21 protein-coding genes are annotated in these 23822 nt (G+C 45.1%); 11 read left to right on the forward strand and 10 right to left on the reverse strand.

Features of this window, described 5'->3' with window-relative positions:
* Nucleotides 1–81: 81 nt before the first annotated feature.
* From cls to L3V27_RS10680, 4 genes are all read left to right on the forward strand, one after another.
* Entirely contained in the window at nucleotides 82–1536 is a 1455-nt protein-coding gene (gene cls / locus L3V27_RS10665; RefSeq protein WP_005393277.1) for a cardiolipin synthase, read from the forward strand.
* 241 nt (nucleotides 1537–1777) lie between these two features.
* Nucleotides 1778–2986 (forward strand): cystathionine beta-lyase, encoded by a 1209-nt coding sequence (locus tag L3V27_RS10670; protein WP_237311830.1) that lies wholly within the window; start codon nucleotides 1778–1780, stop codon nucleotides 2984–2986.
* A gap of 245 nt (nucleotides 2987–3231) precedes the next feature.
* Complete coding sequence (locus tag L3V27_RS10675) at nucleotides 3232–4137, forward strand: triacylglycerol lipase (RefSeq protein WP_048626532.1); 906 nt, start codon at nucleotides 3232–3234, stop codon at nucleotides 4135–4137.
* Nucleotides 4138–4149: 12 nt separating this feature from the next.
* The gene (locus L3V27_RS10680) at nucleotides 4150–5010 is read left to right on the forward strand and encodes a lipase secretion chaperone (RefSeq protein ID WP_237311831.1); all 861 of its coding nucleotides are present in this window, start codon (nucleotides 4150–4152) and stop codon (nucleotides 5008–5010) included.
* A 25-nt stretch (nucleotides 5011–5035) separates the two neighbouring features.
* Here the strand turns inward: L3V27_RS10680 and L3V27_RS10685 are convergent, their stop codons facing one another.
* The 7 genes from L3V27_RS10685 to pspA form a co-directional block, all read right to left on the reverse strand.
* Complete coding sequence (locus tag L3V27_RS10685; protein ID WP_005378109.1) at nucleotides 5036–5602, reverse strand: DNA-3-methyladenine glycosylase I; 567 nt, start codon at nucleotides 5600–5602, stop codon at nucleotides 5036–5038.
* A 72-nt stretch (nucleotides 5603–5674) separates the two neighbouring features.
* Nucleotides 5675–8785: an efflux RND transporter permease subunit VmeI gene (gene vmeI, locus L3V27_RS10690; protein WP_237311832.1), complete on the reverse strand. Its 3111-nt coding sequence runs from the start codon at nucleotides 8783–8785 to the stop codon at nucleotides 5675–5677.
* The gene (locus tag L3V27_RS10695; RefSeq protein WP_237311833.1) at nucleotides 8782–9879 is read right to left on the reverse strand and encodes an efflux RND transporter periplasmic adaptor subunit; all 1098 of its coding nucleotides are present in this window, start codon (nucleotides 9877–9879) and stop codon (nucleotides 8782–8784) included. The genes vmeI and L3V27_RS10695 overlap by 4 nt, the downstream gene beginning before the upstream one ends.
* A gap of 1 nt (nucleotide 9880) precedes the next feature.
* Complete coding sequence (locus tag L3V27_RS10700; protein WP_047008606.1) at nucleotides 9881–10912, reverse strand: efflux RND transporter periplasmic adaptor subunit; 1032 nt, start codon at nucleotides 10910–10912, stop codon at nucleotides 9881–9883.
* Nucleotides 10913–11073: 161 nt separating this feature from the next.
* The gene (pspC, locus tag L3V27_RS10705; protein ID WP_012841944.1) at nucleotides 11074–11463 is read right to left on the reverse strand and encodes an envelope stress response membrane protein PspC; all 390 of its coding nucleotides are present in this window, start codon (nucleotides 11461–11463) and stop codon (nucleotides 11074–11076) included.
* On the reverse strand, nucleotides 11456–11689 hold the full coding sequence (gene pspB, locus L3V27_RS10710) for an envelope stress response membrane protein PspB (protein WP_046874790.1): 234 nt from the start codon (nucleotides 11687–11689) through the stop codon (nucleotides 11456–11458). Before pspB ends, pspC begins: the two co-directional genes overlap by 8 nt.
* Before the next feature lie 14 nt (nucleotides 11690–11703).
* Nucleotides 11704–12375, reverse strand: a complete 672-nt coding sequence (pspA, locus tag L3V27_RS10715; protein WP_005393294.1) for a phage shock protein PspA — start codon at nucleotides 12373–12375, stop codon at nucleotides 11704–11706.
* Nucleotides 12376–12608: 233 nt separating this feature from the next.
* Between pspA and pspF the strand changes: the two genes are divergently transcribed.
* From pspF to L3V27_RS10745, 6 genes are all read left to right on the forward strand, one after another.
* The gene (pspF, locus tag L3V27_RS10720) at nucleotides 12609–13619 is read left to right on the forward strand and encodes a phage shock protein operon transcriptional activator (protein ID WP_237311835.1); all 1011 of its coding nucleotides are present in this window, start codon (nucleotides 12609–12611) and stop codon (nucleotides 13617–13619) included.
* Nucleotides 13620–13824: 205 nt separating this feature from the next.
* Nucleotides 13825–15444, forward strand: coding sequence for an ABC transporter substrate-binding protein SapA (gene sapA / locus L3V27_RS10725; RefSeq protein ID WP_005393298.1), 1620 nt, complete (start codon nucleotides 13825–13827; stop codon nucleotides 15442–15444).
* Nucleotides 15444–16406: an ABC transporter permease subunit gene (locus L3V27_RS10730; protein WP_046874787.1), complete on the forward strand. Its 963-nt coding sequence runs from the start codon at nucleotides 15444–15446 to the stop codon at nucleotides 16404–16406. Before sapA ends, L3V27_RS10730 begins: the two co-directional genes overlap by 1 nt.
* Nucleotides 16393–17280 carry an ABC transporter permease subunit gene (locus L3V27_RS10735; RefSeq protein ID WP_005378123.1) on the forward strand — a complete coding sequence of 296 codons (888 nt, stop codon included), beginning with the start codon at nucleotides 16393–16395 and terminating at the stop codon, nucleotides 17278–17280. Before L3V27_RS10730 ends, L3V27_RS10735 begins: the two co-directional genes overlap by 14 nt.
* Nucleotides 17280–18275 (forward strand): oligopeptide/dipeptide ABC transporter ATP-binding protein, encoded by a 996-nt coding sequence (locus tag L3V27_RS10740; RefSeq protein ID WP_005378126.1) that lies wholly within the window; start codon nucleotides 17280–17282, stop codon nucleotides 18273–18275. Before L3V27_RS10735 ends, L3V27_RS10740 begins: the two co-directional genes overlap by 1 nt.
* A complete protein-coding gene (locus L3V27_RS10745) occupies nucleotides 18272–19063 on the forward strand; it encodes an ABC transporter ATP-binding protein (RefSeq protein ID WP_006742848.1) in 792 nt (263 codons plus the stop codon). Before L3V27_RS10740 ends, L3V27_RS10745 begins: the two co-directional genes overlap by 4 nt.
* An 82-nt stretch (nucleotides 19064–19145) precedes the next feature.
* Here L3V27_RS10745 and L3V27_RS10750 read toward each other — a convergent pair whose 3' ends face one another.
* Nucleotides 19146–19535: a DUF2750 domain-containing protein gene (locus tag L3V27_RS10750; RefSeq protein WP_005378129.1), complete on the reverse strand. Its 390-nt coding sequence runs from the start codon at nucleotides 19533–19535 to the stop codon at nucleotides 19146–19148.
* Between the two features lie 68 nt (nucleotides 19536–19603).
* Nucleotides 19604–20509 (reverse strand): manganese-dependent inorganic pyrophosphatase, encoded by a 906-nt coding sequence (locus tag L3V27_RS10755; RefSeq protein WP_005393312.1) that lies wholly within the window; start codon nucleotides 20507–20509, stop codon nucleotides 19604–19606.
* 186 nt (nucleotides 20510–20695) lie between these two features.
* Here L3V27_RS10755 and L3V27_RS10760 point away from each other — a divergent pair, with 186 nt between their 5' ends.
* Nucleotides 20696–21910 (forward strand): putative manganese transporter, encoded by a 1215-nt coding sequence (locus tag L3V27_RS10760; protein WP_237311837.1) that lies wholly within the window; start codon nucleotides 20696–20698, stop codon nucleotides 21908–21910.
* A 77-nt stretch (nucleotides 21911–21987) separates the two neighbouring features.
* Here the strand turns inward: L3V27_RS10760 and L3V27_RS10765 are convergent, their stop codons facing one another.
* On the reverse strand, nucleotides 21988–23727 hold the full coding sequence (locus tag L3V27_RS10765; RefSeq protein WP_006742850.1) for an alpha-galactosidase: 1740 nt from the start codon (nucleotides 23725–23727) through the stop codon (nucleotides 21988–21990).
* Nucleotides 23728–23822: the final 95 nt, after the last annotated feature.

Below are 23822 nucleotides of genomic sequence, written 5' to 3' on the forward strand. Positions count from 1 at the left end.
CCCACGTCTAAATGGGAAATCTATTCCCCCAACCCACTTTTATGCTTAATATCCTAGAAGGGCATATTACTCTGAGCGTATATGGACAAGTTTTATCACTTTCTTACTTTAGCTGGCATCGGGCTATATTGGTTACTGGTCGCAGGTGTGACCATTCGTGTCGTTTTAAAGCGCCGTGCAGTGAGCGTATCTTTAGCTTGGCTAATGATCATTTATATCCTTCCCGTTCTGGGTGTCGCGTGTTATTTCCTCTTCGGTGAACTGAACTTAGGCAGAAAACGGGCCGAACGCGCAAAAGAGATGTTTACACCATTCGAGAAGTGGTTCAGTCAGTTGAACGACTGTAACGCGCACAACCCAGAAACGATGGGAAGGCACATCTACCGAATTGATGAACTTTGTAACAACCGCCTTGGTCTTCCCGCATTGAGCGGTAATACATTGTCGCTGCAACAGTCACCTAATGAGATTTTGCATTCCATTATTGAAGACATCGAAAACGCGCAGAGCAGTATTCGAATGGTATTCTACATTTGGCATCCAGGTGGTTTGGCTGACTCTGTCGCTTCTGCACTTATCCAAGCGGCTAAACGCGGCGTCGATGTCAAACTATTGCTCGATTCAGCAGGTAGTCCACGTTTTTTCAGAAGTCCTTGGTATCGAATGATGCAGGATGCTGGAATTGAAGTTATTCAAGCGCTAGAAGTGAAGATGTGGCGTATTTTCTTACGTCGTCTTGATCTTCGCCAACATCGCAAGATCATCGTAATTGATGATGAAATTGCTTATACAGGTTCAATGAACTTGGTTGACCCGGCTTACTTCAAGCAAAACAGTGGCGTCGGGCATTGGGTGGACATCATGGTTCGCATTACGGGACCAACGGTAAACGTATTGAGTGCTATCCACTGTTGGGATTGGGAAGTCGAAACTGGCGAACGTCATTTACCGAGACTACCTGAATGTAAGATCGATGAGAGTGAATTCCAACATCCTATTCAGGTTGTGCCTTCTGGCCCTGGTATGCCGGAATATCTGATCTATCAAGTATTAACATTGGCAATCAACCAAGCCAATCGCTCAGTACGAATCACAACGCCATATTTCGTGCCCAATGCTGATTTACTTGAAACGTTAAAGATGACAGCACAACGAGGCATTGATGTTGAACTGATCATTCCACATAAAAATGACTCAATGATGGTGCAATGGGCATCACGCGCTTTTTATAGTGAGCTTTTGTGTGCAGGAGTCAAAATCTATGAGTTTTATGGTGGTTTGCTGCATACGAAATCCGTCGTAATTGACGACCAATTCTGTTTAGTTGGCACCGTAAACATGGATATGCGCAGCTTGTGGCTGAACTTCGAAGTTACCCTCGCCGTTGACGACGAAGAGTTCACGAAGCAAATGTCTTGGTTACAAGATAGCTATATTAAGCAATCTCACACTGTTGTATTGGAAGAATGGGAGAAAAGAAGCCTATTTTCTCGATTCTTAGAGCGAGTGTTCTATCTCTTCAATCCACTCCTCTAATACCTCAAATACACCGACTAAAAAAACCTCCAGCGCTTCAAACATCTTGCTGGAGGTTTGTTCTACTTACGTTTTCCACCTTAGCGATACACTCTAAGACTACAACTCAACCTTTCAGCTTTGACGCCTTCACTCGATAATCTCGGCTATTATTGGGTGATAGTTGACTTTTCCCTTGCAAACGTTATGTCGTCCATGTTTTAAATAATCAAAATCGTAATATTTAAGACAGGGAACTTTTATGTCAGAGGGCAAAAAAACCAAGCTCATTACCGCTGGCCGCGATAAAAAGTGGACAAACGGTGTTGTAAACCCACCCGTTCAACGCGCTTCAACCGTGGTATTCAACACGGTTGCAGAGAAGAACCAAGCCACCATGAACCGCACCAATAAAACATTATTTTATGGTCGCCGTGGCACCAACACGCACTTCGCTTTTCAAGATGCAATGGTTGAGATTGAAGGTGGCTCAGGTTGTGCTCTCTACCCTTGTGGCACGGCAGCAATTTCAAATGCGATTCTTTCTTTCGTCGAAACTGGCGATCACATTCTGATGGTGGACACTTGTTACGAACCAACTCGTGATTTTTGTAATACCATCATGAAGAAAATGGGCATCGAAACTACCTATTATGATCCGATGATTGGAGAAGGTATTCGTGATTTGATTCAACCAAATACCAAAGTCCTTTTCCTAGAATCTCCGGGGTCAGTCACAATGGAGGTGCAGGACGTACCAACATTGGCGCGCATCGCTCACGAGCACGATATTATTGTGATGCTTGATAACACATGGGGAGCTGGCGTGAACTTCTCACCATTTGAACATGGTGTCGATATTTCTATTCAAGCCGCCACCAAATACATAGTTGGTCACTCTGATGTAATGTTAGGTACAGCCGTAGCTTCCGAAAAATACTGGCCCCAACTGCGTGAACAAAGCTACTTGATGGGTCAGTGCGTTTCTCCTGACGACGCATACCTAGGCCTTCGTGGTATTCGCACGCTGGATGTTCGCCTAAGACAACACGCAGAAAGTAGCTTGAAAGTCTCCAAGTGGCTAGCTTCTCGTCCGGAAGTTGATCATGTCCGCCACCCAGCATTGGAATCGTGCCCTGGCCATGAGTTTTTCAAACGTGACTTCACTGGTGGAAACGGCTTGTTTTCATTTGTTCTCAAAACGTCTTATCCAAAAGCGACGACGGCTCTGCTTGACGGTATGAAACACTTCAGTATGGGTTATTCTTGGGGCGGGTATGAAAGCCTCATTCTAGCTAACGAACCAAAGAGCTTTAACAGCTTGAGAACCGTAGCGCACCCACACTTTGAGGGCACTTTAGTTCGTATTCATATTGGCTTAGAAGACGTGGATGACTTGATCGCCGATCTAGAGGCTGGTTTTGCACGCTATAACGCGTTAATTTTAGAAAAAGAAGTCTCTCTAAAATAGTAATTGAATCGCCCTGCTTCGCGGGGCGTTTTTATAACTCGCTGACTTAATTAGAATTATCTAACATTCCCACCACCTATTCATTAATGTTAATCATTTGTGTTGTTTTTCAATTGAGCAGTCACAGAATGAAATAATGTGCCACAAATAGGCTTTCCAAATTTAGAGTTTCTCTCCTACTTTTTATCATTCATAAGAGGTCATACCACAAGGAGATAGTTTTGAAACTCAAATTCATAGCGCTAATGCTTTTTACCTTAATTACCGTCCCAATAACCACCGTACACGCCGCAACGGGTTATACCCAAACCAAGTATCCGATTGTTCTGGTTCATGGATTATTTGGTTTTGATACCCTCGCAGGCGTAGATTACTTTTTCGGAATACCACATTCCTTAACGAAAGACGGCGCTAAAGTTTATGTAGCGCAGGTATCCGCGACCAACAGCAGCGAAGTTCGAGGGGAGCAACTGCTTGCTCAAGTAGAAACCTTACTTGCTGCAACAGGCGCAGAGAAAGTCAATCTCATCGGTCACAGTCATGGTGGTCCAACAACGCGCTACGTCGCCTCTGTCCGTCCTGACCTAGTCGCATCAGTTACGAGTATCGGTGGCGTTAATAAAGGGTCTAAAGTGGCAGATTTAGTTCGTGGCACCGTATCTGAGGGTTCTGGTAGCGAGCAGGTCGCGGTAAAACTGGCGCAAGGCTTAACCACTCTTATTAATCTTCTATCAGGCGGTTCTGATCTCGACCAAGACCCTTTAGCCTCACTAGCAGCATTAACCACGGAAGGATCATTGGCGTTTAACCAGCACTACCCAGAGGGAGTGCCTACTAGCGAATGTGGTAATGGCGACTTGCTAGCTTCAAATGGCGTTTATTACTACTCATGGACCGGATCATCCACGTTTACAAACGTTTTCGATCCGACTGACGCTGCCATGATGGTACTTGGCTTAGCCTTTGATGGGCCGAATGATGGCTTAGTTGGTGCGTGCAGCACACATTTAGGCAAAGTCATACGTGATGATTATCAAATGAACCATTTGGATGAAATTAACGGTCTACTCGGTATCCATCATCTTTTTGAAACCGATCCAGTCACGCTTTATCGCCAACATGCAAATCGTCTCAAACTTCAAGGTTTATAAGAGGTCATGACAATGAAGAAAGTCGCTCTCACCACTTTTATCCTGCTCTCGATGTTTGGCGTGGGAGGGCTTTCTCTGTTGCAAAGCGACAAACAACAAGAGATAACCTCTAACCATTCGCAATCTCAGCAAGATATAGCCGCCGATGTCTCTTCCCCAAAAGACTTTTTCGAATATTCTCTTAGCCGGCTGGGCGAAGACGATCTCGATACGATCAAAGCGGAAGTCAATGATGATACTTTAGCAAAACAAACACTGAATATTGATGCCAAACTCTTCCAGACCTACCTTTCCTACAAGCAAGCGCTCTCTGCATTAGAGCCTTTTGAGCATAACCAACTAACGATTGAACAGCTAACCATGCTGAATGAAGCGATACTGAATTTACAACTTCAATACTTTAGCAAGGTCCAGATAGCTCAATTGTTTGACGAAGAAAACCGACTTCGCCAACTTGCATTGGAAAAGCTGACGATTAAAAAACAGGCATCGGATATCGAGAGTCAAACACACCTTCTCAATCAAGCGTTATCAGAACAACCAGATTATATCCGAGAAAGTGAACGCAATAACGCATTAGCGGAGCAACTCGAGCAAGCTTCTCAGCTTGATTCACAAGATAAGTACATCGCCCGTGTTGCACTGGTGGGAGACGCTGGAGCGCAAAGGCTGCAAAAGCTTGATGAGCAAAGAGCATCATTTGAGACTCAACTCGCCACTTACTTAAAACAGCGTCAAGAGATTCTGAATAGGGATTTTCTAGGGCAAGACGAAAAACAGGCAGAAATCATTGCTTTAAGAAAGCAAAGCTTCGATGCCACTCAATGGCGTCGAATCGAAGCTTTGGAACGTATTCATGATAGCCAGAACTAACAACATAAACTTAATAAGCCAAACGTTACTTATTCTGCTTTTTAGGACATCCAACGATATGGTCATCCACCATGCCGACGGCTTGCATGAAAGCATAACAGATGGTTTCACCGACAAACTTGAAGCCTTTCTTTTTAAGGAATTTACTCATGGCTTTGGATTGCTCTGTCGAAGCTGGTACGTCACTCATATGCTGCCATTGATTGACGATTGGTTCGCCGTCCACGAACTGCCACAACGCGTCTGATAAACTCCCGTATTCAGCAATTAACGCTTTGGCCGCTTTGGCATTACTGAAAACCGAGTTAATCTTTCCGCGATGCCTTACAACATCGAAGTTTTCCACGATGTATTCAGCGCGTTCTTCATTTCTTTGTTCCAACGCATCTAGGTCGTAGTTCTCGAACGCTTCTCTATATCCTTCGCGCTTTTTAAGAATGGTGATCCAACTAAGCCCAGCTTGCGCACCTTCCAACGTAATAAATTCAAACAGGACTTGGTCGTCATATACTGGCACGCCCCATTCGGAATCATGATATTCGCGCTCTAATGGGTGATTCATCGCCCACGCACACGTTTTTTGTTCTGTCATTATTCTTCCTTAAAAAGCGCCTCTAACTGATGAGCTAGAGGCGCGATATTTTTCATCGTTATATCAGTAGCACTAAGCCTGTTTCGGTACTGCCACTTTATGGAACAAACGATACAACACTGGCACGACAATCAGTGTCAGGACTGTCGCAAAGCCCAAACCAAACATAATCGTAACCGCCATTGGTTTGAAGAAAATATCTGGTAATAGTGGGATCATACCAAGGATCGTCGTGATTGCAGCCATACACACAGGACGAACACGGCTTACCGCAGCATCAACGACCGCATCATAAGCCTCTTTACCCGATTTCATTTCTATTTCAATTTGGTCCAGTAATACGATGCCATTTTTGAGCACCATTCCCGATAAGCTTAAGAAGCCGAGCAAAGCCATAAAACCAAACGGCGTGTTGAGTGCTAATAAACCGGTGGTGACACCAATTAACGCCAGCGGCACGGTAAGCCAAACAATGAGTGGCTCTTTGATAGAGTTAAATAGGAGTACGGTGATCAAGAACATGAACAAGTACCCCATTGGCATGGTAGTAAACAGCGACTCTTGAGCATCACCTGAAGATTCGTACTCACCACCCCACTCTAGTGAATAGCCAGGAGGCATTTGAATCGCTTCGATTTGGGGCTGTAAACGTTTTTGCAACGTCGATGCGGTTTCTTCACCTAGAATATCAGGGTCTGCCATCACAGTGAGCATACGCTTACGGTTCTTACGTACGATGATAGGATCCTCCCAACGCATATCGTAACCCATTGTGACTTGTTGAAGTGGGATAAACTCACTCTGTGCTGGACTCCATATTTTCATGCCTTCAATGTTACGAATATCAATACGTTCATCTTCAGGTAAGCGAGCCACGATAGGCATGAGCGTCGTGCCGTCTCGGTAAAGGCCTATCGTCATTCCAGAGAATGACATGGACAAGAAGTCATCGACATCTGATTTTGTAATGCCATAGCGACGTGCCTGACTCTCGTTAAACTGAGGTTCAAGAACTTGGGTTCGTTCACGCCAATCATGCCTGATATTTGTTGCCTGAGGATCGGCGTACATGATGTCCTTAACCTGAGCGGCTATCGTACGAAGGACGGTTGGATCAGAGCCGATAATGCGCGCTTCAATTTTTGCACCACCACCTGGACCTAACTCAATCTGTTTGAGCTTGTAATTGATTTCTGGGTAATTGGCTTTTAAATACTCTCGAAACTTCGCCATTAATGGTTTTAACGCTTCGTAATTTTCCATACGAGTGGTTATCTCACCATAAGCCGCATAACTTTTCTCTGGCGCGTACGTTAGCATAAAGCGCTGTAAGCCTTTACCTGCAGTCGTCGTGATATGGTCGACATGCTCTTGCTTGGTTAACCAACGTTCTAGCTCTTTAAGCGTTGTGTTGGTGGCGCGAATATCAGTTCCTTCCGGCATCCATACATCTAACTGAAAAATAGGCGTTGTCGACGATGGGAAAAACGCTTGCTTCACAAAGGTGAACCCATAAACACTTGCCGCTAATCCCGCAATCAGCACCACAACGGTAAACCAAGCACGGCGCATACAGAACTGGAGAAATTTTTTATAAATAACGAAAATAACCCCGTTATATGGATCATTTTCTTCCCCTTCACCTTGTTTAATCTTCTGGCCTTTAAAGAAGATGTCAGCGAAGAACGGTGTCAACGAGATAGCGGTAAACCAACTCAACATCAATGAGATCAGCAGAACCGTAAACAAAGTGCCACAGTATTCACCCGTCGAATCCTCAGACAGCCCAATAGGCGCAAATGCGGTTACCGCAATCACAGTTGCTCCAAGTAATGGCCACTTGGTTTGGGTAACGATATCAGTCGCCGCTTGGAGTCGAGTTCGTCCTTTTTGGGTACCAATCAAAATCCCTTCAACCACGACAATCGCATTATCCACCAACATACCTAACGCGATAACCAAGGCACCTAATGAAATCCGCTGCAAATCTATCGCGAGATACTTCATGAAAATGAACGTACCCAACACCGTCAGCAGTAAAATCAAACCGATAAGCAGACCTGAACGTAGCCCCATAAAGAACAGAAGTACGATAATGACGATACCGACGGCTTGAGCCAAGCTGACAACAAAACCGCTAACCGATTTATCCACCTCTTTAGGCTGACTGTAAATTTCGGAAATTTCGATACCGACAGGTTGTTGGTACTTTAGCTCGGCAAGGCGATGATCAAATGCTTTTCCGACTTCAACGACGTTGACACCTTCAGCAAAAGAAACACCCACGTTCAGTGCGAGGCTGCCGTTAAAATTAATAATATTACTCGGTACTTCTACATACCCACGTTTTATTTCCGCCACATCTTTCAAGAAGATGAGCCCCTGAGCTCCCGACTCAGTAATCAACAAATCGCCTAGCTCATCCACACTCTGGAATTCGCCAGTCGGCTGAATTCTGATGTACTCGTCACCAATTCTGATCGCCCCTGCGTCAGAAACCACGTTTTGCGTCGAGAGAAGATTAAAGACCGTATCGGGAGAAAGTCCTATACTGCTCAGCTTTTTCATCGATACTTCGATGAAAACTTGCTCTTGCTGCTGCCCGGATACCGAAACTTTGCTCACTCCATCAACCAGTTCGAGCTCTCGGCGTAAGTAATCGACGTAATCCAGTAGCTCTTTGTAGCTATAACCGTCGCCAGTCACCGCTAACAAAATCCCGTAAACATCACCAAAATCATCGATCACTTGAGGTTCATTCACACCCGGAGGCAACGTCCCTTTAAGGTCATTCACTTTACGGCGTAACTCATCCCAAATTTGTGGTAGATCATCAGGGCCATAATTGTTCTTCATCGTGACCGTGATTTGCGATAATCCTCGGCTAGAAATCGAATTCACTTCATCAACATAAGTAAGCTGCTGAATCGCTTTTTCGATCGGATAAGTCACTTCTTCTTCGACTTGTTGCGGCGTCGCACCAGGATAAGAGGTCACCACCATGGCATCTTTGATGGTAAAAGCAGGGTCTTCAAGACGCCCTAACCCAAAGAATGCAGCGATACCACCAATCAAAAAGATCAGTGCGACCATCCAACTGATGACACGATTTCGGATGAAGTACGCAGCAATACCGGTCACATCATCATCACTTTGAGGCGCTGATTTATTAAGATCGCTCATAGACCGGCCTCCTGCGTAGCCATTTCCTGTATCACTTCCACTTTCATGCCATCCCTTAACCGAGAAACACCGGCAATCACAACTTTGTCTTTGAGCATGAGACCATCAAGGATTTGAATGGACGTTTTAGATGCCTTACCTGCTCGCACCTGTCTGCGCGATACCGTGTTGTCATCATTCAGTACCCAAACAAATTTGTTTTCGCGCCCCAGCCCGTCACCGTCCGCGTTAAAAATGGCTTCAATAGGAACATTAATTCCTAAATTGAGATCCAAGCCAACGTTCTTATCTTTGGAGGTCACTTCAACTGCCATCCCATCTAGGATGTATTCTTCTTCCGGCATAGGAAGCGATAATGTGACGGTAAACGTGCCTGTTGTTGGGTCTGGCTCAGTCGTAAATTCTTTCACGGTCGCGTTGTACTCGTTACCACTAGGCACGCGCACCAATGCTTTTATCGCGGTAAGTCTTTCTTCCGTTGGCGGTTGGTTCACATAGAGCCGGTCTGGAAGTTGAATCAGCACCTCTACTCGCTCCAAACTATGAATATTGACGATATGCTGTCCGACTTGGACATTTTCGAATTGCTCGATATTAACTCGCGAAATGATCCCATCCACAGGCGCCTTTAAAGTAGTAAATGATAAACGGAGTTTCGCTAACTTAAGCTCAGCCAGAGCGATTTGTCGTTGTGCTGCAATTTCATCAAACTGAGACTTAGCTAATAGGCCTTTATCAACCAAAGGACGTGAACGGCGATACTGACTGTCAACAACAGAAAAACGCGCACTCGCATTATCTACATCCAACTCATAGTCCGTAGGGTCCAACGTTGCGATAACATCACCCTTCGTGACTTTATCGCCCTCTTTTACCATGATGCGGCTGACTTCTCCTGCCACTCGGAAACTCAAATGAGAGCGATCCGCTGCATTCGCAACCGCAGGGAAATATAAGTTGTCATCCACCCGATTTCCCGCTAATGAGGTAACTCTTACACGCGGTGTCTCAAGAGCTTTTTCTGGTGCCTTATCGCCACAACCAACAAGAAGAAACGTTGAAAATAATGCCGCTAGAGAGATGATTCCTTTCATATTACAACCCTCTTTCCTTAATCCAGGCTCTTACCTTAATTCCGGGTTCAATTACACTAACACCAGAGATAATGATTTGATCGCCATCGTTAAGCCCAGCTAACACTTGGTTTTTGTCATTCATCTCAATAGCGGCTTTGGACACAATGCCTTGCTCATCAACACGCCAAACGTATGTTTTGCCGTTCTCTTCTAGCAGCGCGGAATTAGGAATTTTTGTTGCACCAGCATTTTTAGATAGGAGGTAAGCATTGCCAGACATGCCCGGTAAAAGGCCTATTTCTGCTGGTCGCTCCATAACCATAGTGACTTTGTAACTACCGGTTTTAGGATCGGCTTCTGTATCGATTTCTTGAAAGGTCAAGTCAAATGACTGCTCGGGGAAAGCGTCAAAGACCATTCTGGCAGAGACATCGCTACCCTGGGTGTAACGATTTAGCAGATAGTCAGGGACTTGGAATATCACCTTAAGCAGTTGGTTGGATTGAATATTCATCACGCCTTCTTTTGCGGCGACATACTCATGGTTTTCTGCTGGAATATACGAAATCGTACCATCATATGGCGCGACAAGTTTGGTATACCTTAAATTTGCCTTTGCTTGATTCCACTGAGCTTTGGCTGAATTGTGATTCGCTTTTGCCTCATCAAAGTCTTGTTCGGACACCACTTGGTCTTTACGTAACTTTTGGTATCGCTTGTACTGCACGTCTGCGAGCGCGAAATTTGCCCGAGCTTGCTGTTCAAGCAGAGAATACTCATCAGGATTTAATGAAGCCAATACATCGCCTTTGCTGACGACTTGACCTTCATTCACCTCAATCGTTTGAAGAAGTCCAGGAACTCGAAACGTCAGTACCGCTTTATCACCAGCTTCCGTCGTGGCAGGAAAGTGTCGTTCAAATTGGGCATTGCCAACAGATACTGTAAATAGCTTTGCGGGGCGGGATTCAGGTTCTGGAACAGGGGGAAGTTCTTTACCACACCCCGACAACACAGCCGAGATGGCGACAGGAATGAGCAATCTTCTCATTACATTCATCCATAAAAATTAAGGGATTATTTTTAAAGTAGATGAATTCTGGGCGAACTTCCAGAGTTGAAAAGATTAATAGTGCTTTAAAATTAGTAATTTGTGACAAAAAAGCAGGCTTTGCACCTGCTTCGTTTAAATCTTCTTTGGATGCGGAGTGTTTAGAGCTTACTGAACTCCCGATTCACCCTATATGTATCAGACGTAACATACGCTTCCATGTTACGGATTTTGCCATCAAGACGGTCAAAATCGCGTTCCAACACACTGAGCAATTGGTCCGGACTTTGTCCTTTCTGCCAAGGCTTACTTTTAAGTGTGTGCTCTTGTTGCGCTCGGATATTTTCAGAATACGTCACTGGTTGCTTTTCTAACATAAACGCCATCGCGACGTATGCTAACAACACCAAAAACGTACCGCCCAACAGCGCTGCAGAAATCACTACAATACGAATCAACCAAACCTCTGCACCAAAGTAGTTGGCAATTCCGGCGCAAACACCGGAGATTTTGCCATTTACTGGGTCACGATACAGCTCTCGATTAGTCATACTTGCGTCTCCATGTTGGTGACTCAGCATCCAAGATGCGCTCCAATGTATCAACTCGGGACTGCATCGCTTCCGCTTTTTCAGATAGTACCTGAAGGCGCTCTAAATCTTGGCTCGACAGTGCACTATCCGTTTTGCGTTTACTGCGATAGTGTAAGAAGAGCCATAGAGGAGCGACAAAGATCAGAAAGACAATTGCTGGTCCTGCAAATAAAAATGTCGACATAAATGGCTCCTTTATTATTTATCTTTCGATGACATCTGTTCTTTCAGTTTTGCCAACTCTTTTTCGATTTCGTCTTGAGCTTGAAGCTCTGCAAACTCTTGCTCTAGCGATTTTGCATTACCAGTTTGTGCGTACAAATCTGCTTCTGCTTCCATTTCATCCACTTTACGCGAGTACTGCTCAAACTTCGCCATCGCTTCATTAGTACGGCTAGTGTGCAGGTGTTTTTGCACATCACGACGGTTAGAGGCGGTTTGGTTACGAATTGCTAGTGCTTGCTGTTTTGCACGCGTTTCTGCAATTTTGCTTTCTAACTTACCGATCTCGCCTGTAAGCTTGTCGATCGTTTCTTCTACTAACGTCTGCTCAGTGTGAAGACCTTTAATCACTTGCTCAAGCTTTTGCTTTTCAATTAACGCTGCACGAGCCAAATCTTCACGCTGTTTTACCAACGCTAGGCTCGCTTTTTGGCTCCATTCGCCAATTTGCTCTTCTAACGTTTCAACTTTACGAGCCAACTCTTTTTTGTCTGCAATCGCTTTAGCCGAGTTAGTACGCACTTCAACAAGTGTGTCTTCCATTTCTTGAATGATAAGACGGATCATTTTTTCAGGATCTTCCGCCTTGTCCAGCAATGCACTGATGTTTGAGTTAACGATATCTGCAAATCGAGAAAAAATACCCATAACGGAACTCCTCTTTTTTTCCTATTAAAACTCGACAAGGTGGTGGTTGACCTTGTGTCTCCCTGAATACATTACAAGTAGCATGCCAACTTAAGATTACATTTAAAATCAGCAACTTATGCATTTTGTTGTCGTTATACACTATTATGCTATGATGTTTTTCACCAACTGTTGGTGAAATTCACCAACTCCATACTTAAATCATGGCTCGGCTGTTAAATAAGAAGGACTTTATGAAGCAAAACCTGATTGGTGAATCACCTGCTTTTCTCGCCGTACTAGAGAAAGTATCACAACTTGCGCCTATTGAGCGTCCAGTCCTCATTATCGGTGAACGAGGAACGGGTAAAGAGCTCATCGCTCAGCGTTTGCATTATTTATCAAGACGTTGGGATAAGCCACTACTATCACTCAACTGTGCGACCTTAAGCGAAGGACTAATAGATTCAGAGCTATTTGGTCATGAATCCGGTTCTTTTACAGGTTCTAAGGGCAAGCATAAAGGACGTTTCGAACGCGCCGAAGGCGGCACTTTGTTTCTTGACGAATTGGCCACCGCACCACTTTTAGTTCAAGAAAAGCTGTTGCGTGTCATCGAATATGGTGAATATGAACGAGTTGGCGGTCATACCGCTCTCAATGCGGATGTTCGACTTGTTTGTGCAACCAATGCGGACTTACCAAAATTGGCGGAACAAGGCGATTTCCGTGCCGACTTACTCGATCGTTTAGCGTTTGATGTCATCATGCTGCCTCCTCTTCGTGAACGAAAAGAAGACATCCTGTCTTTAGCAGAGCACTACGCGATGAAGATGTGCCGTGAACTTCAGCTCGAATATTTTGTCGGTTTTACCTCAAAAGCACAGCATTCGCTTCTTGAATATGAATGGCCAGGTAATGTCCGTGAACTAAAAAACGTGATTGAACGTGCTATTTACCAACATGGTCTCAACGCCGATCCAATTGATGAACTGATTTTCAATCCTTTTGAAACAGTTTGGAATAACACGCTTGGTCATAATGCCGAGCAAGCCGAACTGCAGCAAGAAGAGGAAGCACCAAGCAGCGCAGTTCAATTCCCTCTAGACTATAAACAGTGGCAAGAAGAGCAAGACATCCACTTACTCAATCGCGCATTGGAAGAAGCCAAGTTTAATCAACGACAAGCAGCCGAGCTACTTGGTTTGAGCTACCACCAATTACGAGGGATGGTTAGAAAATATGGTTTAGTCGGGCAAAGCTAGCTAGGTCGAAGGTGCTTGATCGGTTAGCGAGCGAGTGACAGCGCTCTAATTTGTATGTCTTTCAAGCATAACACCTTACAGTGTATGGATTTTATGTTTGGAGCGAGTTCACAAAGGTGATAAATTAGCGAGATCATTTTCGCTTGTTAGCTCTGAAAGAGTAAGATCAAATGAAACAAGCAAGATCCAATGAACATTTCATATTATGAATGCTTTTATAAGATTATCGCTGAGCCTTATTGGGATTAGCCTACTGACCGCTTGTGGTGATGAAATTGACCACAATGACATTCGCAAAGCTGGCTTTGTGTTTTGCGGACAAGGTAAGCCAACTACGTTTAACCCTCAGCTTATTGATAGCGGTATTACCGCAGAGGCACTGAGCCCGCAGTTGTACGATACGCTGCTCACGCTCGATCCTAAATCACATCAGCCAGTAGCAAATATCGCTGAGAGTTGGTCTGTGAATGAGTCAGGAACGGAATACACGTTTAAGCTTAAACGTAATGTTCAATTCCAAACCACGTCCTGGTTCACTCCCACTCGCCCATTGAATGCAAAGGATGTGGTATTTAGCTTCAAGCGAATCATTGATGTAGACCATCCTTTTCACCAAGTAGGTGGTGGTTTTTATCCATGGTTTGCAGGGTTAGATTTTCAAAACCTGCTGCAAGACGTGACTGCGATTGACGAGCATACGGTAAGGTTTACCTTATCTCAGCCAAATTTTTCCTTCTTGGCAAATATTGCCACCAGCCATGCTGTCATATTGTCTGCGGAGTACGGACAGCAACTGGCAGCAAAAGATCATAAAGAAGAAATCGACCAACTTCCTATCGGTACCGGCCCATATCAACTAAAAGAGTACCAAGTGAACGACTTGATTCGATTAGAGCGTCATTCTAATTACTGGAAGTCACCAGCAAAAATGGAACAAGTGGTGTTCGATATCTCTCATCGAGGCACTGGTACCTTGGCGAAACTTTTAAGAAACGAGTGCGATGTGCTCTCTTCGCCTATTTCGAGCCAAATACCCGTTATTCAAGAAAATGACAACCTTGAGCTAACTGCTACGCCAGCCAACAACGTTTCCTTTATTGCGATCAACACTGAAACCACCGCACTTAGTGATGCTCGCGTCCGCCAAGCACTTAACTTAGCGATTAACCGTCAGAACATTTTAGATTCGGTTTACTACGGAACTGGCTCGCAAGCTTATACATTGCTACCGCCTAATTCATGGGCCTATCAAAAGGACAGCGTAAAAATTCGTTATGACCGTAACTATGCATTAGCACTACTCCGTGATGCTGGCTATGAAGACGGTCTAGAGCTGACCATGTGGGTACCACTTGAACCACGCGCCTTTAACCCAAGTCCTCGCAAGACCGCGGAGCTAATCCAAGCGAATTTTGCCGATATTGGGGTTGAGTTAACGTTGCTAACCGATGATAGATTCGAACGTGTGGATTTAGAGAACATCAACGACATCGATTTACTTTTAACTGGTTGGATTGGTGATACCGGGGACCCTGACAACTTTTTCCGCCCGTTATTATCTTGTGAGTCTGATCGCGTTGGCCTCAACGTATCGATGTGGTGTAACGATGATTTCGATTTCTTACTCGATTTGGCATTGGAAACTCAAGAACCGCGTTACCGTCTGAACCTATATCGCCAAGCGCAGAACATTTTAAATCAAGAATTCCCGGTAATTCCTCTGGCACATGGTGTGCAATTCCGTGTTCACGACAAATCACTGACAGGCTTCAAATCAAGCCCTTTCAATGCCCAACCGTTTGATAGAGTTGAGAGAATTCACTGATGTTTTGGTATACCGTTCGACGCTTTAACCTATTTTTCATCACTTTGATGATCCTCACATTAGTGGGCTTTTCTCTGCTGCGCCTTGACCCTCTCTCGCACTGGGCAAACGTTGATTTTTGGTCTGGTTGGCAAACTTACTTAATCAACCTTTCTCAGCTTGATTTTGGCATAAGTAAAAACGGCAACGCGATTTATGACGAGCTCGCCGTCGTATTCCCTGCCACTTTGGAACTGTGCTTTTTTGCCTTTTTGGTGTCCCTTTTGATCGGCATTCCGCTTGGAACCGTGGCTGGGATGAAGCAAGGTAAATGGCTCGACACCAGCATTTCATTCATGTCGATGTCTGGTTATTCCGCTCCAATTTTTTGGGTGGCTTTGTTACTTATCATGGTTTTTTCATTGGAATACCAACTCTTTCCCGTGGCAGGACGGTATGACCTGCTTTACGAAATTGATCATGTAACTGGATTTGCCATTATCGATGCATTCATGGCGAAAGGTGAATACCGCGCTCACGCACTGCAAAGCGTCATTGAGCATATGGTGCTGCCATGTTTGGTGCTCGCTTTGGCTCCAACCACGCAGGTTGTCGGACTAATGCGTTCTTCGGTGGCGGAAGTGATGAGCCAAAACTACATTCGTGCAGCGAGAATCAAAGGTCTCTCTAACCGCGAGATCGTAACTCAACATGTCTTGCGTAATGCGATACCGCCTATCATCCCCAAAGTCGGTGTTCAGCTTTCCAGTATGATTACCTTGGCTATCATCACTGAATCTATTTTTAACTGGCCGGGTATTGGTCGTTGGTTGTTAGATGCATTGGCAAACCAAGATTATGCATCAATCCAAGCTGGCGTGATGGTACTTGCGACTTTGGTTCTCACCGCTAATATTCTCTCTGATTTGATTGGCGCGATGATTAACCCTCTAGTTCGAAAGGAATGGTATGCTAACAAATAACGTTTATCAGGAAGAGCGCATTCCAACTCAGTTTGAGCGATTTTGGCGAAGTTACCGCGCCAACGGGCTAGCCATGTTTGGCCTATGGTGCTTGGTATTTATCGTCCTAATTACCATTTTTGCGCCACTGCTTGCGCCGTTTGATGCCCAAGCACAGTCAGGCGAATTGCTTGTGCCGCCATCATGGGCCCCAGCTGGAACGGTTGATTACTTTTTGGGAACCGATGACTTAGGCCGAGACATTCTGTCACGCTTGATCATGGGCTCTCAACTTACATTTGGTGCAGCCGTTGCCATCACTGCGATTGCCGCGGTCGTAGGTTGTTTGATTGGCGTATTAGCAGGTATGACGAAAGGCTTACTGTCGAGTACCCTCAATCACTTGCTCGATACTGTCATGTCGATTCCCTCGCTGTTATTAGCAATCATTTTTGTGGCATTTCTAGGTTTTGGTGGGTTCAACATTTTACTCGCGATCTGCTTGGCATTGATTCCGCGTTTTATTCGTTCTGTTTATATCGCAGTCCACACCGAAGTTGAAAAAGACTACATCATGGCGGCACGCCTTGATGGCGCGAACGATTTCTACTTACTGTGGAGTTCAATTCTTCCCAACATATTGACGGTTATTGCTGCTGAAATCACGCTCGCGCTGTCTGCTGCGATTTTAGATATTACTGCGCTGGGCTTTCTTGGCTTAGGCGCACAAGCACCAAGTACTGAGTGGGGAGCGATCTTAGGTGACTCTGTCGAGTTGATTTATATTGCACCTTGGACCGTAACCCTACCCGGCCTAACCATCATGTTTACCGTTATTACCCTAAACTTAGTAGGTGAAGGTGTACGTCAAGCGCTTAATGCGGGGATCGAATAATGCCGTTGTTAGATATTCGACATTTGACTATTGAGATTGAAACCCCTCAAGGGTTGGTCAAAGCCGTGGACCGAATGAGCCTAACTTTGAATGAAGGCGAAATTCGTGGTCTTGTAGGTGAGTCTGGTTCAGGGAAAAGCTTGGTTGCAAAAGCGATTGTTGGGGTAAGTAAAGATAACTGGCGCATTACCGCGGACCGTATGCGCCTTGGCAATATTGACTTGCTTCAGCTTACGCCAAAAGAGCGTCGACGTGTCATTGCCCGTGATATTGCGATGATCTTCCAAGAGCCATCAACCTGTCTTGATCCTTCAGAAGAAGTGGGACGTCAATTGATCGAGTCCATCCCATCTCGCGCGTTTGAAGGGAAATGGTGGGAGCGATTTAAATGGCGTAAAAAACAAGCCATCGCGCTTCTGCATAAAGTAGGCATTAAAGATCACAAGCGTTTAATGGGTAGCTACCCTTATGAACTGACTGATGGTGAGTGCCAAAAAGTCATGATTGCCATGGCGATAGCGACCAAACCAAAGTTGCTAATCGCAGATGAACCAACGAACGACTTGGACCCGATTACCCAGTCGCAAATATTGCGTTTATTGAGCCGTATGAACCAGCTCAATAACACGACCATTCTGCTTATCGGTCACGACTTAGCAACCATCACACAATGGGCGGGGCGCATTACGGTAATGTATTGTGGTCAGTCGGTAGAGTCTGCCGATACCAGTAAAATCATTGCAGCACCCAAGCACCCGTATACAGATGCCTTGCTTAAAGCGATGCCAGACTTTAATGATTGGGTACCACACAAGCAAAAACTCCAATCCCTACCGGGCTCGATTCCGCCATTGCAGCATCTGCCAATCGGTTGTCGACTCGGTCCACGTTGTCCGTATGCGCAGAAACAATGTGTTGAAATTCCACACACCAGACGAATTAAGAATCATAAATTTAACTGCCACTTTCCATTGAACACGGAGAAAAAGTCATGAGTGCGTTACTTGAAGTCGATAATTTATCGAAGCAGTTTGTTACGCGCTCCCGACTATTCAAACGTCAGGTTAATGAGGCTGTCAAACCGGTGAGCTTTACGTTAGAGCCGGGGCAAACTATCGGTTTTATTGGCCAAAACGGTTCAGGAAAATCCACTCTTGCCCGTATGCTTGCAGGCGTTGTAGAGCCAAGCTCCGGAGAGATCCGTGTGAATGGCGAACGGTTGGAGCACAAAGATTACGCGACACGCTGTAAGCTCATTCGCATGATTTTCCAAGATCCAAACACATCGCTCAACCCGCGTATCCAGATTGGCCGTATTTTGGAAGGCCCATTAAAGCGAAACACCAACATGCCGCCAGATGCACGCATGCAGCGTGTGAAGAACACCCTACTCCGCGTCGGATTGTTGCCTGAACACGCCTATTTTTACCCACAAATGCTAGCGGCAGGCCAAAAACAGCGTGTGTGTTTAGCTCGTGCGCTTATTCTTCAACCTTCCATCATTGTCGCTGACGAGGCGTTAAACGGTTTGGATATGGCAATGCGCTCACAGATCATTAACTTATTCCTCGAGTTGCAAGAAGAGATGGGATTGTCATTTGTGTATGTATCTCAACACATTGGCATTGTTAAGCACATTACTGACAAAGTGATGGTGATGCATGAAGGTGAAGTGGTCGAGTTTGGCGAAACTAACCAGGTACTCACTAGCCCAGAACATCCGATTACTCAACGCCTAGTCGAAAGCCACTTCTATAAGGCGCCAAGCCACCAAACAAAATAGCCTATCAAAGATGTCATCGTTCAAATGTAAAGAAGCCTGCGTTAAAGCAGGCTTCTTTATTAGATGGACACGAATCGAAAAATTAGCGGCGGCTCGCTTGTTTGCGCAGTTCAAAATCAAACTCGTCAGGAAACAATACGACCCCTTCTTCATTTTGATTTGGGAATACAACAATCGATAGCTCGTCATCCTCTAGACCAGAGGTCCAACGACTGTGCCACTTGTTTAGAGAGATCGCTTCTGGCTCGCAATCTTCCCAATCACCATTCGCCCATTGCAAAGCAAACTCTTCGTTTGGCCATACTGGTACACAATCATCATCTTCTGTATTTAACATGACACAGCCATGTTCATCTTTCAGAATCCAAACTTTACGATTCGCCACAATCTCTTTTACGCAGTACTTTAAACGTTGCTCTTCGTTGTAACGATTGATGGTATCCATCTGCTCTTGGGTCAGTTGCTCAGACATATTCGTCTCCTATTTCCCATAGAAAAATGCCCGCAGCTAGGCGGGCATTTAAAGTATATGCTAGAAAATTAAGCTAGCTCAGTTTGAAGCCAAGGCCAACCTTGCTTCTTACGGCTTAGCGTGTTTTCCATCATTAGCATGCCGTCTTTTTCGTGCTTAACAAGCTTCTCAGCCCACTCACCTTTGTATAGAAGACGAGTTTGAGCAGTCGTGATGTCTGTTAGCATTACAGCAGCAAATGCAAGGTTGTCTTTTTCGCAACGCGCTTCTAGATCCGCTTCTAGTGCTTCGATCATACCGTCAACTTGCTCTAGTGTTGCAAGCTCAACCTGACCTACTACTACGTCACGACCGTTGAATGGGTAACCTTTAAGGTCTTTCTCAACAAGCTCAGCCGCAGATAGACCTTCGATATTTGTCTTAGCAATTAGAAGATCTTTAGTGAATGCGTCAACATCTTGTACGTCTGCGATTACCGCTAGCTCAGCAACGGCATCTTTGTCTTTTTGTGTACAAGTTGGAGAAGCGAAGCCTACTGTGTCAGATAGAATTGCTGACATCATTAGCTTAGCGATTTGTGGAGTAATCGCGTGACCTTCAATCTTGAACATGTTGAATAGAACAGTGTTGGTACAACCAACAGGCCAGATCCATGCTTCCATTGGGTTTACTGTCATCACGTCACCTAGACGGTGGTGGTCAACAATACCCGCAATTTCAGCTTCTGCGATATCGTCTGGTGCTTGTGCTAGATCTGAGTAATCTACTAGCCAAACGGTCTCACCCGCAACTGATGTGCGAAGCTCAGGAACTTCAGCGCCAGCAACTTCTAGGATGTGCTGAGTTTCACGGTTGATTTCGCCTTGGCGAATTGGCATAGCTTCAACGCCACGCGCTTTTAGAAGTTCAGTTGCAACGAGTGCACTACAAATACTGTCACTGTCTGGGTTCTTATGACCTACAACTAGAATCATGTTTCTTCCTATTCAAGTCAATTTTATACGCCGCCTAATACAGTTAATTAGGGCGTGTTTGCTCACAAAGGCCGATACTTTACCTGATTTCAGAGAGTTTGACACGAAGAAAAGTTCACAATGCTATTGCGAATAAATCTCATTTACATATAATGATAATTATTCCTATTTGCATTTGAGTAAACGATGAACGCGACCCAATTATTACACTCTGCACAACAGTTGTTTCAGCCTACTCAGTTTCGTTTAGCTTATAAGCGATTGCTGATCCCTATCGTCATGCTCATTTTGCTAGGCAATGAAAATACACGTGACGTAGCCGTACAGACGCTATCCGACTCCTTCTGGGCAGTGTCATGCTATGTTGCTGCCACATTGGCTATTTATCATTATCTTTCAAACTTTATGTCGAAAACCAATCGAATTACCGAGCTATATCATCGCTCACGTAATCATCAGGTTTTCTTTGCTTCTTTATTGGGTGCTTTGCCTGGCTGTGGTGGCGCTATTGTTGTGACAACGCAATTTATTAGTGGCCGAGTGGGATTTGGTGCGATTGTCGCGGTACTTACTTCAACAATGGGTGACGCTGCCTTTTTACTTCTTGCCGCCAAGCCAAGTGTTGGATTAGGCGTGGTTGGATTAGGCATTATCGTGGGTACTCTTTCAGGGCTGGTCGTTAATGCTTTTCATGCTGATAACTTTCTGCGCCCAGAACCAAAAGAATCACCTCAGACACATGCTTGTTGCCAACACCAGACAGACCGACACACGCCTCTTGAACAACGTGCAATCAATCTACAAGGCGCATTTTGGAAATGGCTTATTGTGCCTGCTAGTGTCGTCGCTGTATTAATGTCTTTCCAAATCGATATTAATCAGCTGTTGTCTTTGCAGGCCAATACCATTGAATGGCTGGGCGCTATCTTCGCGGTGATCACAATGTCGTTGTGGGCGATGACAAAAGAGCTCGGCGATTATCAGTCAACGGTCTCTGAAGATGAAAAAATTGTGGACTCACACCCGATTCAAAAAGCAGCCCAAGATACGAATTTCGTCAGTGCTTGGGTGATCGTCGCTTTTCTGGCGTTTGAACTGACGACCTATTTTTCTGGAATCAATCTCGTAGAAACCTTTTCTCATTGGGGGATATGGATGCCATTAGCTGGCTTAGCCATTGGTATGTTGCCTGGTTGCGGACCGCAAATTTTAGTCACTAGCCTATACATTTCTGGTGCAGCGCCACTTTCTGCGCAACTGGCCAATGCGATTTCTAACGATGGTGACGCCCTATTCCCCGCCATTGCAATGGCACCGAAAGCCGCTTTGGTCGCGACTATTTATTCATCCATTCCTGCTTTTATCGTTGGATACGGGTATTACTTTTTATTCGAGTTCTAACGCTCAGGACGTCAAAACAAGAAAGGAGCCACAGTAGGCTCCTTCCTTGTTTTTATAATCGAACGATTTGCTTCACGTTATGCCGTGACGATCGCTTTCGCATTTAGCCCTTTATCCACGCTCACCATTAATAACTGACAAGGTTCTTGGTTTAGCTTTTCTCCTGTCCAGTAATCATACCAATCCATCGGTTGATCAGACGTCAGCGTAAATTCCATCGCCCCGTAGCTGGCATAGTTAAACAAGCAGTGAAGGTCATTCTTCGTCGTCAGTTTTAAAAACGCATGATTTAAACTCAAAGCCGTGAACTTTGCTGACTCTTGGTTACGTTGTTGACGTAGCATGAGCTTAGCCAATGTCTTCTTTGCAAATGGCGTAATCTCAGGGAGCGGATCGCCAGACAGCAGCAAACCACCACACGCCAATAACACCGTGCGATGAAATTCATACTCTTCTCTGGATGCGGCTTGATTAGCTAATGACGTGAATGTCGCGCAATCCGGATCAATTTGCCACAGTTTTCGATGCTGCCAACTACGGTAAAAGGTTTCTTTGGCTATCTGCTCGAAACGACGACTATGGCGCTCTACGTCATCAGAAACACGCATTGCATCCACAAGCCCTAGTGATGGCCACATTGGCGCGTTGCAACCTAAAAGCCACGCATCACCAGCGCCTTTAGCAATCGCTTCCATTCCTAAGCGATACGCCTCAACGCCTGTAATACCAGATTGTTTACGCACACCTTTCAAGGTGCCCCAATAGTTCGCGTCTAGCTTGAACAATTCAACGCCCCACTCTTGTCTCATGACAGAGACCACATTCGTCAGATGGTCTTGCACTTCTGGGTTTGAGGTATCGAGTATGTACCAAGGCGTGCAGCGCCAACCACCGTATGTGACATCTTCTGCTTTAAGTAAGCTTCCATCTTTGTGACGAACAAACCACTCTGGGTGTTGTTTGAAGATCTCCGACTCAGGTTGAGCAATAAAGGGGGCCATCCAAATCGCCGGCTTTTTGCCTTTTGCACGGATACTATGAATGAGCTCTTTCACACCACCAGAAAACTTATCCGATGGGATTAACCAATCGCCCATAAAGGCTTGATAGCCATCATCCAGAAGTACCCACTCTAGGTCTTCAAGCTTATCTTGCATGCAATCAACGTTCTGCATGATGTTTTGCTCTGTCACGTCTGCGTAGTAGGCATACCACGAACACCAACCGACAGGCGCATCTTGTGTCACACCTTGGCGAACAGGATGATGCTCTGCAATCATCTCTCCATAGATTTGATAAAGCTCAGACAGAGATTGGCCGCAGAGTACCGCCACGGATTCAAGTTGATTACTTTCCCAATCCGCCACTTGAGTAAACTCACCATCAATCGCGGCCGATAAAACCCAATGTCCATCACGCAGTACAACATCAAAATAGCCCGCAAAACGGTGACATGAAGTAAAGCCAAACAAGATATAGCCAGCCGAGCCTTCCACCACTAAATAGTTGTAGTAACGCTTAGGGGCATCTTTGGGATAGATTCGATAAGAAGGGTTGTTGTCTGGACAGCGACCAATATCAACGGGATAGCTAACCGTTCCCGCTGTTTGCGCCAGCATTTGGAAGCCATCGCCAATCACATTGGCCTCGTGCTCGTATAAAAACGGCATCTCGAACAACACTTCACGGTCGGTAAACGTTTTATTGTGAAGCCCAGCAAAAGAAAAATGTAATTGATTACCCTCAACTTCAACTTGGAGGTCGTTGTTATTCACAGTGATCTCAATGTGATTTGCCAATTGAATGCTCTGAGCCATAAAGAGTCTACTCACTTAATTATTATTGTTTAGCTTGGTTCATTATCCCCTGCTTGTCCCACCCAATTCGTTATCGACGTCACGAATCCTACTGT

The organism is Vibrio sp. J2-3(2022) (assembly GCF_021725735.1).
In the GTDB taxonomy this organism is placed as follows: Bacteria; Pseudomonadota; Gammaproteobacteria; order Enterobacterales; family Vibrionaceae; genus Vibrio; species Vibrio diabolicus.